This window comes from Streptomyces sp. MNU76 (assembly GCF_020982545.1).
GTDB lineage: Bacteria > Actinomycetota > Actinomycetes > Streptomycetales > Streptomycetaceae > Streptomyces.
The window spans coordinates 385,691-402,090 of sequence record NZ_JAJKLK010000003.1; the positions used below are offsets into that span (position 1 = coordinate 385,691).

Genomic DNA, 16,400 nt, shown 5'->3' on the forward strand with positions numbered 1-16,400 from the left:
TGAAGGATGGGACGGGTAGGGGCGGCGGGGGGCGAGAAACCCCCCAGGTTCACGCGATGGTGTGATCATGTGTCCCCATCCGGATGCCAGCCGGAGGCCACGGGTAGGGCCCGCCCATGACGCAGCCCTTCGAACTCCCGCACTTCTACCTGCCGTATCCCGCACGGCTGAACCCCCACCTCGAAGAGGCCCGCACACATTCCTCCGCGTGGGCCCGGCAGATGGGCATGCTGGAGGGCTCCGGCGTCTGGTGCCAGGCGGACCTCGACGCGCACGACTACGGTCTGCTGTGCGCGTACACCCACCCCGACTGCGACGGTCCGGCGCTCTCGCTCATCACCGACTGGTACGTGTGGGTCTTCTTCTTCGACGACCACTTCCTGGAGCTGTTCAAACGGTCCCAGGACCGCCCCGGCGGCAAGGCCCACCTCGACCGGCTCCCGCTCTTCATGCCGCTGGACCTCGCGACTCCCGTACCGGAGCCGCGGAACCCCGTGGAGGCGGGCCTCGCCGACCTCTGGGCGCGGACGGTGCCGTCGATGTCGATGGACTGGCGCCGCCGGTTCGCCGTCGCCACCGAGCACCTGCTCAACGAGTCTCTGTGGGAGTTGTCCAACATCAACGAGGGCCGGATCGCGAACCCGGTCGAGTACATCGAGATGCGCCGCAAGGTCGGCGGCGCGCCCTGGTCGGCCGGTCTCGTCGAGTACGCGACCGCCGAGGTCCCGGCGTCGGTCGCGGGATCGAGGCCGCTCAGGGTCCTGATGGAGACCTTCTCCGACGCCGTCCACCTGCGCAACGACCTGTTCTCGTACCAGCGCGAGGTCGAGGACGAGGGCGAGAACAGCAACGGCGTCCTCGTCCTGGAGACCTTCTTCGGCTGTGACACCCAGCAGGCCGCCGAGACCGTCAACGACATCCTGACCTCCCGGCTCCACCAGTTCGAGAACACCGCACTCACCGAAGTCCCCGCCCTGGCCCTGGAGAAGGACCTCACCCCGGCCGAGGTCGCCGCCGTCGCGGCGTACACGAAGGGGCTCCAGGACTGGCAGTCCGGCGGCCACGAATGGCACATGCGGTCCAGCCGGTACATGAACCAGGGTGCCGAGTCCGCGCGCGGCCCGCTCGACCTCGGCGGCGCGGTCCTCTCCGGCCCCGCCCTCCTCGCCCAGCCCGGCTTCGGCACGTCCGCCGCCGACGTCGGCGCCCTGCTGGCGACCGCCGCCGCGGAACGGCTGCGCGCCCACACCCATGTGCCGTACCAGAAGGTCGGGCCCTCACGACTGCCCGACTTCCAGCTGCCGTTCCAGGTCGAGCTCTGCCCGCACCTGGACGGCGCCCGCCCCCGCCTCACCGCGTGGACGCACGCGATGGGCATGCTGAGCGAGGGCGTCTGGGACGAGGAACGGCTCGCCGCGGCCGACCTGCCACTCTGCTCGGCCGGCCTCGACCCGGACGCCACCCCCGAGCAACTCGACCTCAGCTCCGCCTGGCTGGCCTGGGGCACCTACGGCGACGACTACTACCCCCTCGTCTTCGGCCACCGCCGCGACCTCGCCGCCGCCCGTCTGACCACGGCCCGGCTCTCCGACTGCATGCCCGTCGACGGGGAGCCGGTCCCCGTCCCGGTCAACGGCATGGAACGGGGCCTCATCGACCTCTGGGCCCGTACGACGGCGACGATGACCCCCGACGAGCGGCGCGGCCTGAAGGAGTCCGTCGACAAGATGACGGAGAGCTGGGTGTGGGAGGTGTTCAACCAGATCCAGAACCGCGTCCCCGACCCCGTCGACTACCTGGAGATGCGGCGCGCCACCTTCGGCTCCGACCTGACCCTCAGCATGTGCCGGATGGGCCACGGCCCGCAGATTCCGCCCGAGGTGTACCGCAGCGGCCCCGTCCGCTCCCTGGAGAACGCGGCCATCGACTACGGCTGCCTCATCAACGACGTCTTCTCGTACCAGAAGGAGATCGAGTACGAGGGCGAGGTCCACAACGCGATCCTCGTCGTGCAGAACTTCTTCGGCTGCGACTATCCGACCGCGCTCGGCGTGATCCATGACCTGATGACCCAGCGGATGCGGCAGTTCCAGCATGTCGTCGCCCATGAACTCCCGGTCGTCTACGACGACTTCGCGCTCTCGCGGGAAGCACGCGCCATCATGGACGGCTATGTGGCCGACCTGAGGAACTGGCTGGCCGGCATCCTCAACTGGCACCGTCAGGTCGACCGCTACAAGCCCGAGTTCCTCTCCCGCCGGGCCCACGGCTTCGTCCCGGACCGGCCACCGGTTCTCTCCTTCACCCCGGCTCACGCGGGCTGACGCGCCGCCGCCCTGGTCGCGTGTTCGACCGCGGCCCGGGCGAACGCGCGCACGATCGGGTGCGGGCGGCTGCCGTCGCCGGCCAGCTCCGGCTGGAAGAGCGTCGCCAGGAAGAAGGGGTGACCGGGGAGTTCGGCGATCCGGACGTGCCCGTCCTCGTCGTGCCCGGAGAACCGCAGACCGTGGGCGCGCAGGGTGTCGAGGTGACGGGTCGGGCCGTACGCGCAGAAGTACCGCTCGACCGACCGCTCGGCGTTCATCACGGACTGCGCGAGCGAGCCGGGTTCGATGACGACCGTCCCCTCGTGCCCGACCAGGGAGCAGGCGAGCGGCTCGATCAGGAAGTCCTCGGCGTCCGGCTCGCTCTCGGCGTGCGCGACCCGGGTGAGCCCGCACACGTTCCGGGCGTACTCCAGCAGCGCGTGCTGGAAGCCACCGCACGTGCCGAGGAACGGGATGCCCTCCTCCCGCGCGGTACGGATGGTCAAGAGCACCCCGGCCTCACTGCGGTAGGGGCTGCCCGGCACCACCCACACCGCGTCGAACCCCCGTACGGCCGCCGCGTCGGCGGCGGCGTCCTCGGAGGGGATCCAGTACGCGTCGAGGACCAGCCGGTCCTGGCCGGTGAGGGCGTCGAGGAGGAGCGGGATCCGGCTGTGCGAGACGACGTCGGGGGACCGGTCGCCGACGACGGCCAGCCGGGCGGGCGGGGCGGTTCGGGAGGGCGGGCTGCGGCGCGTTGTTCGTCATGCACGTCATCCTGGGCGCGGCCCCGACTTCACGTCCAACGATGATTTCTGCATCCCCGATAAGCAGTCCTGATGAGCGGTCCTGACAGTCCTGACGAGGGCCGCCGACGGACCCGCGGCCGGCCGGTGCGCGATCCTGTCCGCCATGGACCCGCATCTGCTGCGTACGTACGTCACCGTGGCCCGACTCGCCTCCTTCTCCGAGGCCGCGCGTGAGCTGGGCTACACCCAGTCCGCGGTGTCCCAGCACATCGCCGCGCTGGAGCAGGACCTCGGTGCCCCGCTGCTGACCCGGCGCCCCGTGCTGCCCACGGCGGCGGGCGAGCGGCTCCTCGAACACGCCGGACCCCTGCTGCTGCGTCTGGAGGCGGCCCGCGCCGACGTCGTCCGGATCGCGTCCGCACCCGAGCACGGGCTCACCCTCGCGGTGACCCCGACGGCTCTCGGCCCCCGTGTCCTCGCCGCGCTGCCCGCAGCCGGCGTGACCCTGCGGACCCTCGCCCGCGACGAGATCCCGGCGGCCGTCGCCACGGGCGCCGCCGACCTCGGTCTGGTCGACGGGCTCGCCGCCCCAGTGACCCTCCGACTCCCCGACGTGGCACCCCTGACCACCCGGGGCGTCGGCGAGGAACCCGTCTGCGTCCTGCTGCCCGCCGACCACCCCTTCGCACGCCGTCCCGGCCTCCGCCTCACCGACCTCGTCGACGCCCGCTGGCTCGACGCCCCCGGCGCCGGCCTCCCGCTGGACCGGCTCCGCACCGCGAGCGGCACCGGCGGTGTCCGCACCGCCCTCCGGTACGAGGGCACCGACCTGCGCACCCTCACCACCCTCGCCGCCGCCGGACACGGACTGACCGTCCTGCCGCGCGGCTTCGCCGTCGACGTCCCCGGCGCGGTCGCCGTGCCCCTCGTCACACCACGCCTCGTGCACCGTACGGAGATCGTCCACGGCGGAACGCCCGGCGGGGCGGCGGCGGCACTGGTGCGGGAGCTGACCGGTGCCAAGCAGCTCTAGAAGGCTCATGAAGATCTTGGGTTTTGGCCCTGCCGCGTCAGCGGCAGGGCCAGACTCGTCTTGTGGCGATGGGCGAGTGGGTCGGCGAGACCGTCGGGCCGGACGTGTGGGAAACCTGCCGGGATCTGATCCCGGCCGGGAGCGTGTTCGCGTTCCTGGCCGAGCATCGCGGCGAGTTGTTCCCGGCTGAGATGTTCGCGGACATGTACCCGTCGGTGAACGGACGGCCGAGCATGCCGCCACAAATCCTGGCCGCCGCGATCACCTTGCAGGCCCTGCACGGGCTGTCGGACTTCGAGACGGTCCAGGAACTGCGGTGCGACCTGCGCTGGAAGGCCGCATGCGGCCTGGGACTTCACGACATGGCATTCGACCCGTCGCTGCTGGCCTACTTCCGCCGCCGCTGTCCCGCTCCGCCCGCCCGAACCGGATCTTCGACGCCGTGCGCGAGGTCGTGAAAGCCACCGGCGTCCTCAAGGGCAAGCACCGCCGGGCACTGGACTCCACCGTGCTGGACGACGCGGTCGCCACCCAGGACACCGTCACCCAGATCATCGCCGCCGTCCGCGCGGTGATCCGCGAGGTCCCCGGCGCCGACGCAGTCGCCGCTGCCCAGTGCACCGCGCACGACTACACCGACCCCGGCAAGCCCCGCATCGCCTGGAACGACGAGCAGGCCCGCGCCGAACTGGTCGACGCCCTGGTCACAGACGCGCTGCGGCTGCTGGGCCACCTGCCCGAACAGCAACTCTCGGAGAAAGCCGCGAACGCGGTGGGCATTCTGGCCCTGGTCGCCGGCCAGGACGTCGAGCCCGCCGAGGACTCCGACGGCCGCGACGGACGCTGGCGCATCACCCGGGGCACCGCCCCCAACCGGATGGTCTCCACCACCGATCCAGAAGCCCGGCACGTCCACAAGACGCGCAGCCACCAGCAGGACGGCTTCAAGGCCCACCTGGCCATCGAGCCCGAGACCGGCTTATACACCGCGGTCGCCCTGCGGCCCGGCTCCGGAGCCGAACACCACGAGGCCGCCGTCGGTCTGGACCTGCTTGCCGACGAGGACAACCCGCTGGACGTCTTCGGCGACACCGCCTACTCCACCGGCGATGTCCGCCAGACCCTCCACGAGGCCGGGCACCAGCTGTTCCTCAAACCCGCCCCGCTGCGGCCTGCCGTCCCCGGCGGCTTCACCCTCGACGACTTCGCCATCGACACCGAAACGGCCGTCGTGACCTGCCCGGCCGGACACACCGTCGCCCTGTCCGACCCCGGCGGGCAGCACCACCAACGCAAAGCCTCTTTCGGGGACCTATGCGCCGGATGCCACCTGCGCGAGCGGTGCACCAAAGCCAGGGCCGGACGCATCCTGACCATCCGGCCCCACCACAACCTCCAGACAGCCGCTCGCCGCCAGGCCGCCACCGACCCCGGCTGGCAGGCCGACTACCGCCGCTGGCGGCCCCCGGTCGAACGCGCCGTCGCCTGGCTCGTCCACCACGGCAACCGGCGCCTGCGCTACCGCGGCACCATCAAGAACGACACCTGGCTCCACACCCGAGCCGCCGCCCTCAACCTCCGCCGACTGATCAACCTCGGACTCACCCACACCAGTGGCACCTGGCACATCGCACCGGCCACTACATGACCACAGGGGTTGTCCGGCCTGGCGGCCGGACAACCCTCACCAAGATCTTCATCGAACTTCTAGTAGGGCTCCGTTACGTCTGTCTGTCGGTCCTGTTTGGGGGGAACGCTGAAGGTGTGGACGCACATGAAGTGAACCGGGCTCGGGCGACGTTGGCGTTATTCGTGGCTGACGTGTTCGCGTCGGTGCCGCGTAAGGATCAGCGGGCGAAGGGCGACTGCTACCTGCGGGGACTGATGCTGGACGGACGGCGGAAGTCGATCCAGCCGATGGCGGAACGGCTGCCCGACGGCAACGAGCAGAACCTGCAGCAGTTCGTGAACCAGTCGACGTGGGATCCGGTGCCGGTGCGGCGGCGGATCGCCCAGCGGATGGTGCCGAGAATCGGCCCGGAGGCGTGGGCGGTCGATGACGTGTCGTTCCCCAAGGACGGGAAGATGTCGGTGGCGGTCGCGCGCCAGTACTGCGGGGCGCTGGGCAAGCGGGCCAACTGCCAGGTCGCGGTGAGTGTGCACGCGGTCTCCGACACCGCGTCCTGTCCGCTGCAGTGGCGGCTGTTCGTGCCCGAGGAGTGGGCGGACGATGCGGTGCGGCGGCAGAAGACCGGGATACCGCAGGAGGTCGGGCACCGGGAGAAGTGGCGTCTGGCCCTGGACATCCTCGATGAGCTGGCCGGGTGGGGTCTGGTGCCGCCGGTGGTGGTGGCCGACGCCGGCTACGGGCAGAACGCCGACTTCCGCGACGGTCTGAGCGAGCGGGGCATCGGCTATGTCGTGGCGGTCCGTTCGGACGTGACGGTCCACCCGCACGACGTGCGGCCCACCGCCCCGGCCTGGTCCGGGAACGGTCGCAGGCCGCAGCCCCGCTACCGGGACAAGCCGTCCTCGGTGGCAGCGCTGGCTCAGGAGCACGGACGGCAGGCGTTCACCGAGGTGACCTGGCGTGAAGGCTCCCGCGGGCCGATGCACTCACGCTTTCTGGCGCTGCGGGTGCGGCCGGCCGGGGTGAGGGCCCGCCGTCTGGCCCAAGCCGCCGCCACTGCCGAGCACGGCCACTGGGACGGTGTCCTGCCCGAGGTGACGCTGCTGGTCGAATGGCCCCAGGACGCCGAAGCACCCACCGACTACTGGCTGTCCAACCTGCCCGCCGACACACCGATCACCGAACTGGTCCGCCTGTCCAAGATCCGCTGGCGCATCGAGCACGATTACCGGGAACTCAAGCACGGCCTCGGCCTGGACCACTTCGAGGGCCGCTCCTGGAACGGCTGGCACCACCACGTCACCCTGGTCACCGCCGCCCACGCCTTCCTCACCGAACAGCGCCTGTCCCCAAAAGCCGATACAGCGGACTCACCCTCTACCAGATCCTCGACGCCATCCAGGACCTGCTGAACTGCTGGACCGGCACCTGCACCACCTGCCACCGCCCGCTGCCCAGAACATCCACCACCAGCCAGAACCCAAGAGCCAGAGCAACCTAACGGAGCCCTACTAGGGCGTGTTTCGGAAGTCCCTTCTGCTCTGCGACGCCCGGCACGCTCCCCCGGTCTCGGCTGGCGCTCGACCGGGAGGTACCCCCACCGCCGTACCGGACGAAAGGCCAAGTACACCCAGTACGAGGCCTTTCGTCCGGCGCGCCGAGAGCACGCACCGGACGCCGCAGAGCCGCCCTTCGGGCGACGAAGGGACTTCCGAAACGCGCCCTAGACGCCTGCTGCGACTGATGTGACGGGGCGTCAGTCTCACTCGTTCGTGGCTCGTCGTGCCATGGCGCCCCGGGTAGGTCTCCGGCCGGAGGTGGCCACCATGGAACAGACAGCGTTGCGGCCCAAACCCATGCCGGGCGGGGAGCCCTGCGGCGATCGCCCGTCCGGCCCGACCCGGCGTCCGCATGCCGCGCCCCGCCGCGCCCGGCAGCGACTCGTCACCCTGCTGCTCGCCCTGGCCGCCTGCGTCGCCCTCGTCCTGTCGGGCGTCGGGCTGGGCACGATGGGCGCCACGGTGATCGGCATGAGCAGACTTGCCGAGCTGCGGGAGCGGGCCGCGGGCGAGCGAGGAGCCGTCGGCCGCCCCGACGCCGACGCCGACGACCGGGCGCGGGGCGGCCTGCCCAAGTCGGCGCCGGGGCAGGGGAGTTCGGTGTCACCCGGCATCGGCGCGCCCACCCGCCCCACGCTCGGCGTCGAAGCCGTCGATGCTCCTGCGCCCGTGCCCGCAGCCGCACCCTCCACCGCAGCCACACCCTCGACCGCTCCCACGTCCGCGGGGGCGGCGGGTCGCGGCGCGCTCGTCGTCGGTGTCCACATCCCCGGCCCCGGCCACGCGGCCGGCCTGGTCCGCGGTGACACCGTCCTCGCCCTGGGCGGCACCCGGACCGGCTCGGCCTCCGACCTGGCGCGGGCCGTCGCCGCCGCGCGCCCCGGGGTGGCCCTGAAACTCCTCGTGCGCCACGCGAACGGCACCCGGCAGTACCTGGTCGCCGTCCCGGGCGTCGTGACCTGAGCGGCCCCGCCGCTTCCTACGCGGCCACCCTGAAGTGACTGGTCAGCCGCCCCTCGTCGTCCAGGACATGGAAGGCGAGCCCGGGCGGTGCCTCCCGGTCCGCGACCGTGTCGCCCTCCCAGGGCAGCCGCAGCGTCCAGGTGACCCCGGGTCCTACGACCAGCGGACGCCCGGCGAAGGTGGTCGCTGCCGGTGTGTGGGCGTGACCGGTGATGATCCCCGCGATCTCCGGCCGGCGTTCCAGCAGCCGGCCGAGCTTCGCGGACCGGCCCAGCCGGTACCGGTCCGGGAGCGGGTGGTGGAGCGCCACCGGCGGGTGGTGGAAGGCGAGCAGGGCGGGCCGGTCGCCGTCGAGCCCGTCCAGGGTCTCCTCGATCCAGGCGTGGGTCTGCGCGTCCAGTGCGCCCTCGTCCTGCCCCGGGATGCTGGTGTCGCACATCAGGACGGCCGCGTCCGGGAAGACGTGCACGCTGTTGACCGGCCCGTCGGTCGGCGGCTCCCCGAGCAGCGCCTTGCGGTAGGGGGCCCGGCTGTCGTGGTTGCCCGGACAGGTCAGCACCGGGAAGGGCGCCCCGCCCCCGCGCAGCCCCAGCAGACGGGCCGCCTCCTCGTACTCGGCCTCCGTGCCGTGGTCCGCGATGTCCCCCGTCACCAGCAGCGCGTCCACCGGGCCCGGCAGCCCCCACAGCAGATCCCGCACCCGCTCGGCCCGCCGGCCGGCCCGGTCGCTCCCGTCCAGATGCAGATCACTGATGTGCGCGAGTACGAGCATCGTCGTACGCCTCCCTCGGGCGTCGCCTTAATGGAACACTTGAATCCAAGCATTAGTGCTAATGGGAAGGCAACACGCAAGCATTAGCGAGGGTTGGTGGGGGAGAGCTCGGCGGCGGTGTGGAACGCACTGGCCGGAGCCGCCGCGCGGGCCGTACGACAGTTGACGCCACGTGCCAATCGGCTCGCGTGCGGTGCGGCGGAGGGGCAGGATGCTGCCCGTAGCCCCAGGGAACTCCGAGCACGCGGAGGCATGGATGAGCGCCCCCTTCACCACCGACGACCACCGGGCCCGGATGCGGCGCGCGGCGCGGGCCGCGGCGGACGCCGGGCTCGACGGGCTGCTGGTCGCGCCCGGCCCGGACCTGGTGTGGCTGACGGGGCACCGGCCGCCCGAGACCGAGCGGCTGACGATGCTGGTGCTGCGCGACGGCGAGGACCCGGTGCTGGTGGTCCCCACCCTGGAGGCCCCCGACGCCGCCGGGGCACCCGGCGGACCCGCGCTGACCCTGCGCGACTGGACCGACGGCCAGGACCCCTACGAGGCGGCTGTCTCCGCCCTCGGCCCCCGCGGCCGCTTCGGCGTCAGCGACAACGCCTGGGCCCTGCACCTGCTGGGCCTTCAGCGTCGGCTGCCGGGCACGGCGTTCGTCGCGCTCACCGAGGCGCTGCCCATGCTCCGGGCCGTGAAGGACGCGGCGGAGCTGGAGCTGATGGCGGCGGCCGGCGCGGCGGCCGACCGGGCGTACGACGAGATCCGGCAGGTGCCCTTCGCCGGGCGCCGCGAGAGCGACGTCGCCGCCGACCTCGCCGACCTGCTGCGGCGGTTCGGGCACTCCCAGGTGGACTTCACCATCGTCGCCTCGGGCCCGAACGGCGCCAACCCGCACCACGAGGCGGGCGACCGGGTCATCGGGCACGGCGACATGGTCGTCCTCGACTTCGGCGGCCTCAAGGACGGCTACGGCTCCGACACCTCCCGCACGGTCCACGTCGGCGAACCGGCCGCCGAGGAACGCGAGGTGCACGACCTCGTGCGGGCTGCCCAGGAGGCGGGGTTCAGGGCCGTGCGTCCCGGCGCGGCCTGCCAGGACGTCGACCGGGCCGCCCGCGCGGTCATCGCCGAGGCCGGGTACGGCGACCGCTTCATCCACCGCACCGGGCACGGCATCGGCGTCACCACCCACGAGCCGCCGTACATGATCGAGGGGGAGGAACGGCCCCTGGTGCCCGGCATGTGCTTCTCGGTCGAACCCGGTGTCTATCTGCCGGGCCGTTTCGGCGTCCGCATCGAGGACATCGTGACGGTCACGGAGGACGGCGGCCGGCGCCTCAACAACACATCGCGGGAGATGGCGGTGGTCGAGTGACCCTTCCCGTACCGTTCCTGGGGACTGAGTATGAGTGAGTCCGCCCAGCCGCACGCCCCGAACGGTCTTGGGCGTTCCCCCACTGCCTCAAGGGCGTGGGAGGTACCCCCAGGTCCCCGGCGTACTCAACCCCGGGGCGGCGACACGCATCCTGTACGTGGTCCGTCCCGGGAGGCCGGTTCCCTCACGACCTGGCCAGGTGGGTACGGACAGAGGGCGACGGAGAGGCCCGGGACCTTCTCTCCGGAGGAAAGGGGGCTCCGCACGCCGGCTCCGTTCCCGGTGTCCCGGATCGCCCGCTCACCGTAGCCCGAACAGCCCACACCGTCGCAAGCCCGGAAGTCGATCATCACACGATCGAGCTCATCCACCCTCGTACGCACTCCCCGGCAAGCAGCTGGCAACCCCCGCTCCCCTGACCCCCGGACGACGGCGCGACCATGACCCAGGCACCGACACCCACCGCGGACAGCGTCCGCAGGCTGGTCCGTTCCCTGCTGAAGAACGGGGCGGGCAGGCCCGGCGGCAAGGGCGCGGGCGGCCCCGACGTGCGACCCGTCGCCGGGGACGACACGCACGGCACCTGGTGGGTCGGCACCCGCCATGTCCTTCGCCTCGTGACCGACCGGCACGGCGTCGGGCCGCAACGACGCGAACTGCGGCTGCGGGACCTGGTCCGCCCGCACATCGGCGTCGCCGTGCCGGTGAGCGTCGCGCACGGCGAGTGGTCCGGAGGGCTCACCTACACACTGGACACGCGGCTGGCCGGGGGCACGGCCGAGGAGCACGAGGTGTCCGCCGTGGGCGAGGCCGACCTGGCGGCGCTCCTCACGGGGCTGCGCGAGGTGCCGCCGCGGCAGGCCGAGGCGCTCGGGGTGCCGCGGCTCGCCCCGCGCCCGCTGGAGGCGCTGCGGGCGGCGGCGGGACGGGCGGCGCGCCTGCTCGCCGAGGCCGACGAGTTCGACGCGCGGCGGCTCGGGCAGCTGACGTCGGCGACGGCGGCGCAGCTGACGGCGCCGACCGCCGTCCTGGTTCACCACGGGCTCACCGGCGACCACCTCGTCGTCAGCGCCGACGGCCGGGTCCGGGGGGTGCTCGGCTGGACCGACGCGGCCGTCGGCGACCCCGCCGAGGACATCGCCGGCCTCGCCGCGGCCGTCGGCTCACCGGCCGCCGTCCGTGCCGCGACGCTGGCCGGCTACGGCGTCCGCCCCTGTCTGCGCGGACTCTGGCTGGCCCGCTGCGACACGGTCGTCATCCTCGCGGAGGGCCTTCAGGGGCGCGCCGCCGTGCCCCTCCCCGTCCTCCGTCACCGGCTGCGTCGCGCGTGGGAGCCGATCCTGCTGGAGAGGGTGACGGATCTGCGCGGTGAGGACTGACGAAGCAGCGCCTCAGGGCTCGGGGGCGCGCGGCACAGGGCGACCGCGGGTCGGACGTGGCTGATCGCGCGGTTCCCCGCGCCCCTGAAGGGGCCTGCGGCCCCTGGTCGCCTCACGCCACCGTCAGCACCACGCACGACTCCCCGCCCAGGGTCAGCACCCCGTCGGCCCCCGGCGCCTCCACCGGATCCCACGCCGCGAGGACGCGCGCGTGGGGCACCCCGACCGGGACCTCGGCCGTCTCCTTGCCCAGGTTCAGTGCCACGAGGACATCGCCCCGGCGGAAGCCGAACCACCGGGCCTCCTCGTCGAAGGCGACCTTGACGTCGGAGAGATCGGGGTCGGAGAGATCGGGCAGGGAGTGGCGCAGGGCGATGAGAACGCGGTACCAGGACAGCATCCGGGCGTGGGGCTCGCGCGCGGGCTCCGACCAGTCGAGGCAGGAGCGGTCGCGCGTCGCGGGATCCTGGGGGTCGGGGACGTCCTCCTCGGCCCAGCCGTGCTCGGCGAACTCCCGGCGCCGGCCCCGCCGTACGGCCTCCGCGAGCTCCGGATCGGTGTGGTCGGTGAAGAACTGCCAGGGCGTGGACGCGGCCCATTCCTCGCCCATGAAGAGCATGGGCGTGAAGGGGCCGGTGAGGACGAGCGCCGCCGCGCAGGCCAGCAGGCCGGGGGAGAGGGTCGCCGCGAGCCGGTCGCCCTGGGCGCGGTTGCCGATCTGGTCGTGGGTCTGGGTGTAGCCCAGCAGCCGGTGCGCTGAGACGCTCGTACGGTCCAGGGGGCGGCCGTGGCGGCGCTCCCGGAAGGACGAGTATGTGCCGTCGTGGAAGAAGCCACCCGTCAGGGTCTTCGCCAGGCCCGCCGGGCCCGCGTGCGCGAAGTCCGCGTAGTAGCCCTGGGACTCCCCGGTCAGCGTGGTGTGCAGGGCGTGGTGGAAGTCGTCGTTCCACTGGGCGTGCAGGCCCAGTCCGCCGTGTGCGCGCGGGGTGATGAGGCGCGGGTCGTTGAGGTCCGACTCGGCGATCAGGAACAGCGGCCGACGCACTTCCTCGGCGAGCGCGTCCACCGCCGTCGTCAGCTCCTCCAGGAAGTGCAGGGCCCGGGTGTCCTTGAGCGCGTGGACCGCGTCCAGCCGCAGCCCGTCGAGACGGTGGTCGCGCAGCCAGGCCAGCGCGCTCTCCCGGAAGTACGCCCGCACCTCGTCCGAGCCCGGCGCGTCCAGATTCACCGCCGCGCCCCACGGCGTGTGGTGCCGCTCGGTGAAGTACGGCCCGAAGACGGGCAGGTAGTTGCCGGAGGGGCCCAGATGGTTGTGCACGACGTCGAGCACCACCCCGAGGCCCAGTCCGTGGGCCGCGTCCACGAACCGCTTCAGCGCCTCGGGACCGCCGTACGGTTCGTGCACGGCCCACGGCGAGACGCCCTCGTAACCCCAGCCGTGCGTCCCGGGGAAGGGGCACAGCGGCATCAACTCGACGTGGGTGACGCCCAGTTCGGCGAGGTGCCCGAGACGTTCGGCCGCCGCGTCCAGGGTGCCCTCGGGTGTGTACGTGCCGACGTGCAGCTCGTAGAGGACCGCGCCCGGCAGCCCGCGTCCGGGCCACTCCGAGCGCCAGGTGTACCGCCCCTGGTCGACGACCGCGCTCAGTCCGTCGGGGCCGTCCGGCTGCCGGCGCGAGCGCGGGTCGGGGCGCACCGGACCGTCGTCGACGGCGAAACCGTAGCGCGTGCCGTCCGGCGCCTCCGCCTCGGCCGTCCACCAGCCCGGCCGCTCCGGATCGCGCTCCATGGCGTGCGTGGTGCCCGCCCGGTGGAGGGTCAGACGGTCGGCCTGCGGTGCCCACACCTCGAACTGCACGGAACGGTTCTCCCTCGGCTGCCGGTCGTGGTCCTGGGTAGTCAGGGGGTTGCTCGTCCATCGTGGAGCAAACGAGATCGTCGCGCGCCGGGATCGGTGCTTTTGTTCTCGCGAGTCGTACCGTCCTCCCGCATGTCCGCGGATGGTCACCGTTTACGGGTTGTCTGGACACCTCCCGCCTCGCTGACCGACAATCACACGCGTGACGTCGTCCTTCGAGTTCCACACGTACCCCGCGCGGCTGTCGGACGCGGAGCGCGACCGCGCGCTGAGGGTGCTCCGTGACGGCGTCGCACTCGGCCGTCTGTCGCACGACACGTTCATCCGGCGGATGGAGCTGGCCCTCACCGCCCGCCGCTCCGACGAACTCGTCGCGCTCACCGCCGACCTGCCCGTCGAGAACCGCTGGTCCCGGCTGGTGCTCGGCACCGTGGGCGCGGTCTCCGGCTTCGGTGTGAAACTGCGCAGGGCCTGGCAGGCCGAGCGGCTCCCCAAGCTCCAGCTGCCGCACCCGGCGGGCGGCCACGCCCTGCGCATAGGCCGCGACCCGGCGAACGGGCTCCGGCTCAGCCACGAGACGGTCTCCCGGGTGCACGCCGAACTGAGCCGGCAGGGCGGCATGTGGATCCTGCGCGACCTCGGCTCCACCAACGGCACCACCGTCAACGGCCGTCGGGTGATCGGCGCGGCCGTCGTCCGCGACGGCGACCAGGTGAGTTTCGGCCGGATGGTCTTCCGCCTCTCCTCCGAATGACCTTGTGACCGACCCCACGGCAAAGCTCTGGCCTGGGATTTACGCAGCGAGTTTGTCAACTGCCCTCCCGTTCCAGGGTGTTGACGTGCGTTCTCAGCCATGACTGACTGTGCTTACACCATGCACACCAGGTGAACCGACGTCACCACATTCGTGGAGGTGTGCCCTGCCGCCACCCCTCCGCTACCCGACCGTCGACGAGTTGTCCGCCCGCGCCGCCGCCCTCGTAGCCCGCCATCCGCACCGCGCCCGACTCCGCCGCGTGGGCACCTCACGGGCGGGCACCCCGATGTGGCTGCTCTCCGTCGGACACGGCAGCCGCCACACCCTGATCGTCGCCGGCCCGCACGCCAACGAGCCCGTGGGCGGCGCCACCGTCCTCCGGCTCGCCGAACGGGCCCTGGCCGACCCCCGGTTGAGCGACGCCGCCGACACCACCTGGAACCTGCTGCTGAGCCTCGACCCCGACGGCTCCCGCCGCAACGAGGGCTGGCTCCGCGGCCCGTACACCCTCGGCCACCACTTCCGGCACTTCTTCCGCCCCGGCTTCCTGGAACAGCCCGAATGGCTGCCCGACGGCGCGGCCGGCGCCGTGCTGCCGGAGACCCGCGCCCTGCTCGACCTCCAGGACGAACTGCGGCCCTTCTTCCAGTGCTCGCTGCACGGCGTCGACGTCGGCGGCGGATTCGTCGAACTCACCCGGGACCTGCCGGGGCTCGCCGAGCGCGTCGCCCGCATCGCCGCCCGCCTCGGCATCCCCCGCGAGCTGAGACCGTACGACACCCTGTACTGGCCCTGCCTCGGCCCCGCCGTCTACCGCATCCCGCCCCCGCGCCGGGGCGACCTGGCCGCCGCCATCACCGAGGCGGCCGTCGAGTCCACCTGGTTCCACCCGCACCGCCACGGCACGGCCACCGCCGTCGTCGAGGCGCCGATGTGGGGCGTGGCCGCCGTCGAGGACGCCTCCCCGGCGCCGGACGCCGACGCCGTACTGCGCACCGTCAGCCGTGCCCTGCGCCAGGACACCCGGCTCCTGGAGGACCTCCTCACCCGCGTCCGCCCCTCGGTGAGCGGCACCCCGGACGCGGCCCGGCTGCTCGCCCCGGTCGACGACTACGTCCTGGTCGGGCCGGGCGTCGCCGACTCCTGGGACCCCGACGTCCACACCACCGCCCGGCCGCTGCCCCCGCTCGACACCGCCCGGCTCACCACCCTCGCCCTCTCCGGCCGCCGGGTCGCCCTGCGCACCGCCGGGCTGCTGCACCAGCTGGTGACCCGTGCCGGTCACGACCCGGCCGGCGTGCTGCCCGAGCTGGACCGCCTGATCGACGAGTGGTGCGCCGACTACCGCGACGGATACGGGGCCCGCTGGATCCCCGTGGCCCACCAGGCGGAGTACCAGGCCCGCGTGGTTCTCGCCGCGTTCGAGCTGGCGGCCGGGCGCCCGCACCAGCCGGGGCCCGCCCCGCTGGGGCCCTGCCCGGACTCCCGTGCGGACTCCCGTGCGGATTCCCATTCGGGTGAGCAGGGATGGAGTTCCGAGCCCGCCGTGCCGATGCACCGGGAATGACGCACCCCACCCACGCGGTACGCGGCTGCCTGCTCGCCGCCCTCGCCCTCCTCACCCTCGGCGCCTCGGCCCCCGACCGGACGAGCGCCGTCCAGAGCGACTGGCTCTACGTCACCCTCACCCGGGGCGACGCCCGCTCCTCCGACACCCGCGGCACCCTCCTCCTCTGCGACCCGCCGCAGGGCCACGGCCGGGCCGCAGAGGCGTGCGCGGAACTCCGCCGGACCGACGGCGACATCACCCGCATCCCTCACCGGAACGCCATCTGCACCGAGATCTACGCCCCCGTGCGGGCCTCGGCGGAGGGCCAGTGGGGCGGCAGACCGGTCACCTACGAGCAGACGTTCGCGAACGCGTGCGTGATGGCGGCGCGCACGGGGGCGGTGTTCGCCTTGTCGGACTGATGACCACCGGCTCTTCGAGGGGCGCGGAGAACTGCGCGACCAGCCACGACGAAC

Annotated in this window: 11 protein-coding genes and 2 pseudogenes; 10 read left to right on the forward strand and 3 right to left on the reverse strand. The window is 72.7% G+C overall.

Annotation, left to right across the window (positions count from 1 at the left end; all coding sequences use genetic code 11):
• Positions 1-116: 116 nt before the first annotated feature.
• Positions 117-2,324 (forward strand): germacradienol/geosmin synthase Cyc2, encoded by a 2,208-nt coding sequence (gene cyc2, locus E4N62_RS08065; protein ID WP_230213233.1) that lies wholly within the window; start codon positions 117-119, stop codon positions 2,322-2,324.
• Here cyc2 and E4N62_RS08070 read toward each other — a convergent pair.
• Positions 2,312-3,028, reverse strand: a pseudogene (locus tag E4N62_RS08070) (hypothetical protein); the annotation flags it as partial. The gene cyc2 and the pseudogene E4N62_RS08070 overlap by 13 nt on opposite strands.
• Positions 3,029-3,218: 190 nt before the next feature.
• On the opposite strand from E4N62_RS08070, the gene E4N62_RS08075 reads away from it, so the two are divergent.
• The 4 genes and pseudogenes from E4N62_RS08075 (at position 3,219) to E4N62_RS08090 (ending at position 8,240) form a co-directional block, all read left to right on the forward strand.
• Positions 3,219-4,088, forward strand: a complete 870-nt coding sequence (locus E4N62_RS08075) for a LysR family transcriptional regulator (protein WP_230213235.1) — start codon at positions 3,219-3,221, stop codon at positions 4,086-4,088.
• Between the two features lie 68 nt (positions 4,089-4,156).
• Positions 4,157-5,736, forward strand: a pseudogene (locus E4N62_RS08080) (IS1182 family transposase).
• A 116-nt stretch (positions 5,737-5,852) separates the two neighbouring features.
• Positions 5,853-7,130, forward strand: coding sequence for an IS701 family transposase (locus E4N62_RS08085; RefSeq protein ID WP_230213238.1), 1,278 nt, complete (start codon positions 5,853-5,855; stop codon positions 7,128-7,130).
• 414 nt (positions 7,131-7,544) lie between these two features.
• Positions 7,545-8,240, forward strand: a complete 696-nt coding sequence (locus tag E4N62_RS08090) for a PDZ domain-containing protein (protein ID WP_230213240.1) — start codon at positions 7,545-7,547, stop codon at positions 8,238-8,240.
• Between the two features lie 16 nt (positions 8,241-8,256).
• Here the strand turns inward: E4N62_RS08090 and E4N62_RS08095 are convergent, their stop codons facing one another.
• Complete coding sequence (locus E4N62_RS08095) at positions 8,257-9,012, reverse strand: phosphodiesterase (RefSeq protein ID WP_230213242.1); 756 nt, start codon at positions 9,010-9,012, stop codon at positions 8,257-8,259.
• Between the two features lie 256 nt (positions 9,013-9,268).
• Here E4N62_RS08095 and E4N62_RS08100 point away from each other — a divergent pair, with 256 nt between their 5' ends.
• Both E4N62_RS08100 and E4N62_RS08105 read left to right on the forward strand, forming a co-directional pair.
• Complete coding sequence (locus E4N62_RS08100) at positions 9,269-10,381, forward strand: aminopeptidase P family protein (RefSeq protein ID WP_230213244.1); 1,113 nt, start codon at positions 9,269-9,271, stop codon at positions 10,379-10,381.
• A 440-nt stretch (positions 10,382-10,821) separates the two neighbouring features.
• Positions 10,822-11,760, forward strand: a complete 939-nt coding sequence (locus E4N62_RS08105) for an aminoglycoside phosphotransferase family protein (RefSeq protein ID WP_230213246.1) — start codon at positions 10,822-10,824, stop codon at positions 11,758-11,760.
• A gap of 112 nt (positions 11,761-11,872) precedes the next feature.
• On the opposite strand, the gene treZ is transcribed toward E4N62_RS08105, so the two are convergent.
• Positions 11,873-13,618, reverse strand: coding sequence for a malto-oligosyltrehalose trehalohydrolase (gene treZ, locus E4N62_RS08110; protein WP_230213249.1), 1,746 nt, complete (start codon positions 13,616-13,618; stop codon positions 11,873-11,875).
• 202 nt (positions 13,619-13,820) lie between these two features.
• On the opposite strand from treZ, the gene E4N62_RS08115 reads away from it, so the two are divergent.
• The 3 genes from E4N62_RS08115 (at position 13,821) to E4N62_RS08125 (ending at position 16,346) form a co-directional block, all read left to right on the forward strand.
• Positions 13,821-14,372: a DUF1707 and FHA domain-containing protein gene (locus E4N62_RS08115; RefSeq protein WP_230213259.1), complete on the forward strand. Its 552-nt coding sequence runs from the start codon at positions 13,821-13,823 to the stop codon at positions 14,370-14,372.
• A gap of 202 nt (positions 14,373-14,574) precedes the next feature.
• The gene (locus E4N62_RS08120) at positions 14,575-15,942 is read left to right on the forward strand and encodes a M14 family zinc carboxypeptidase (protein ID WP_230213261.1); all 1,368 of its coding nucleotides are present in this window, start codon (positions 14,575-14,577) and stop codon (positions 15,940-15,942) included.
• Complete coding sequence (locus tag E4N62_RS08125) at positions 15,939-16,346, forward strand: SSI family serine proteinase inhibitor (RefSeq protein ID WP_230213263.1); 408 nt, start codon at positions 15,939-15,941, stop codon at positions 16,344-16,346. The genes E4N62_RS08120 and E4N62_RS08125 overlap by 4 nt, the downstream gene beginning before the upstream one ends.
• The last annotated feature ends 54 nt before the right edge of the window (positions 16,347-16,400 follow it).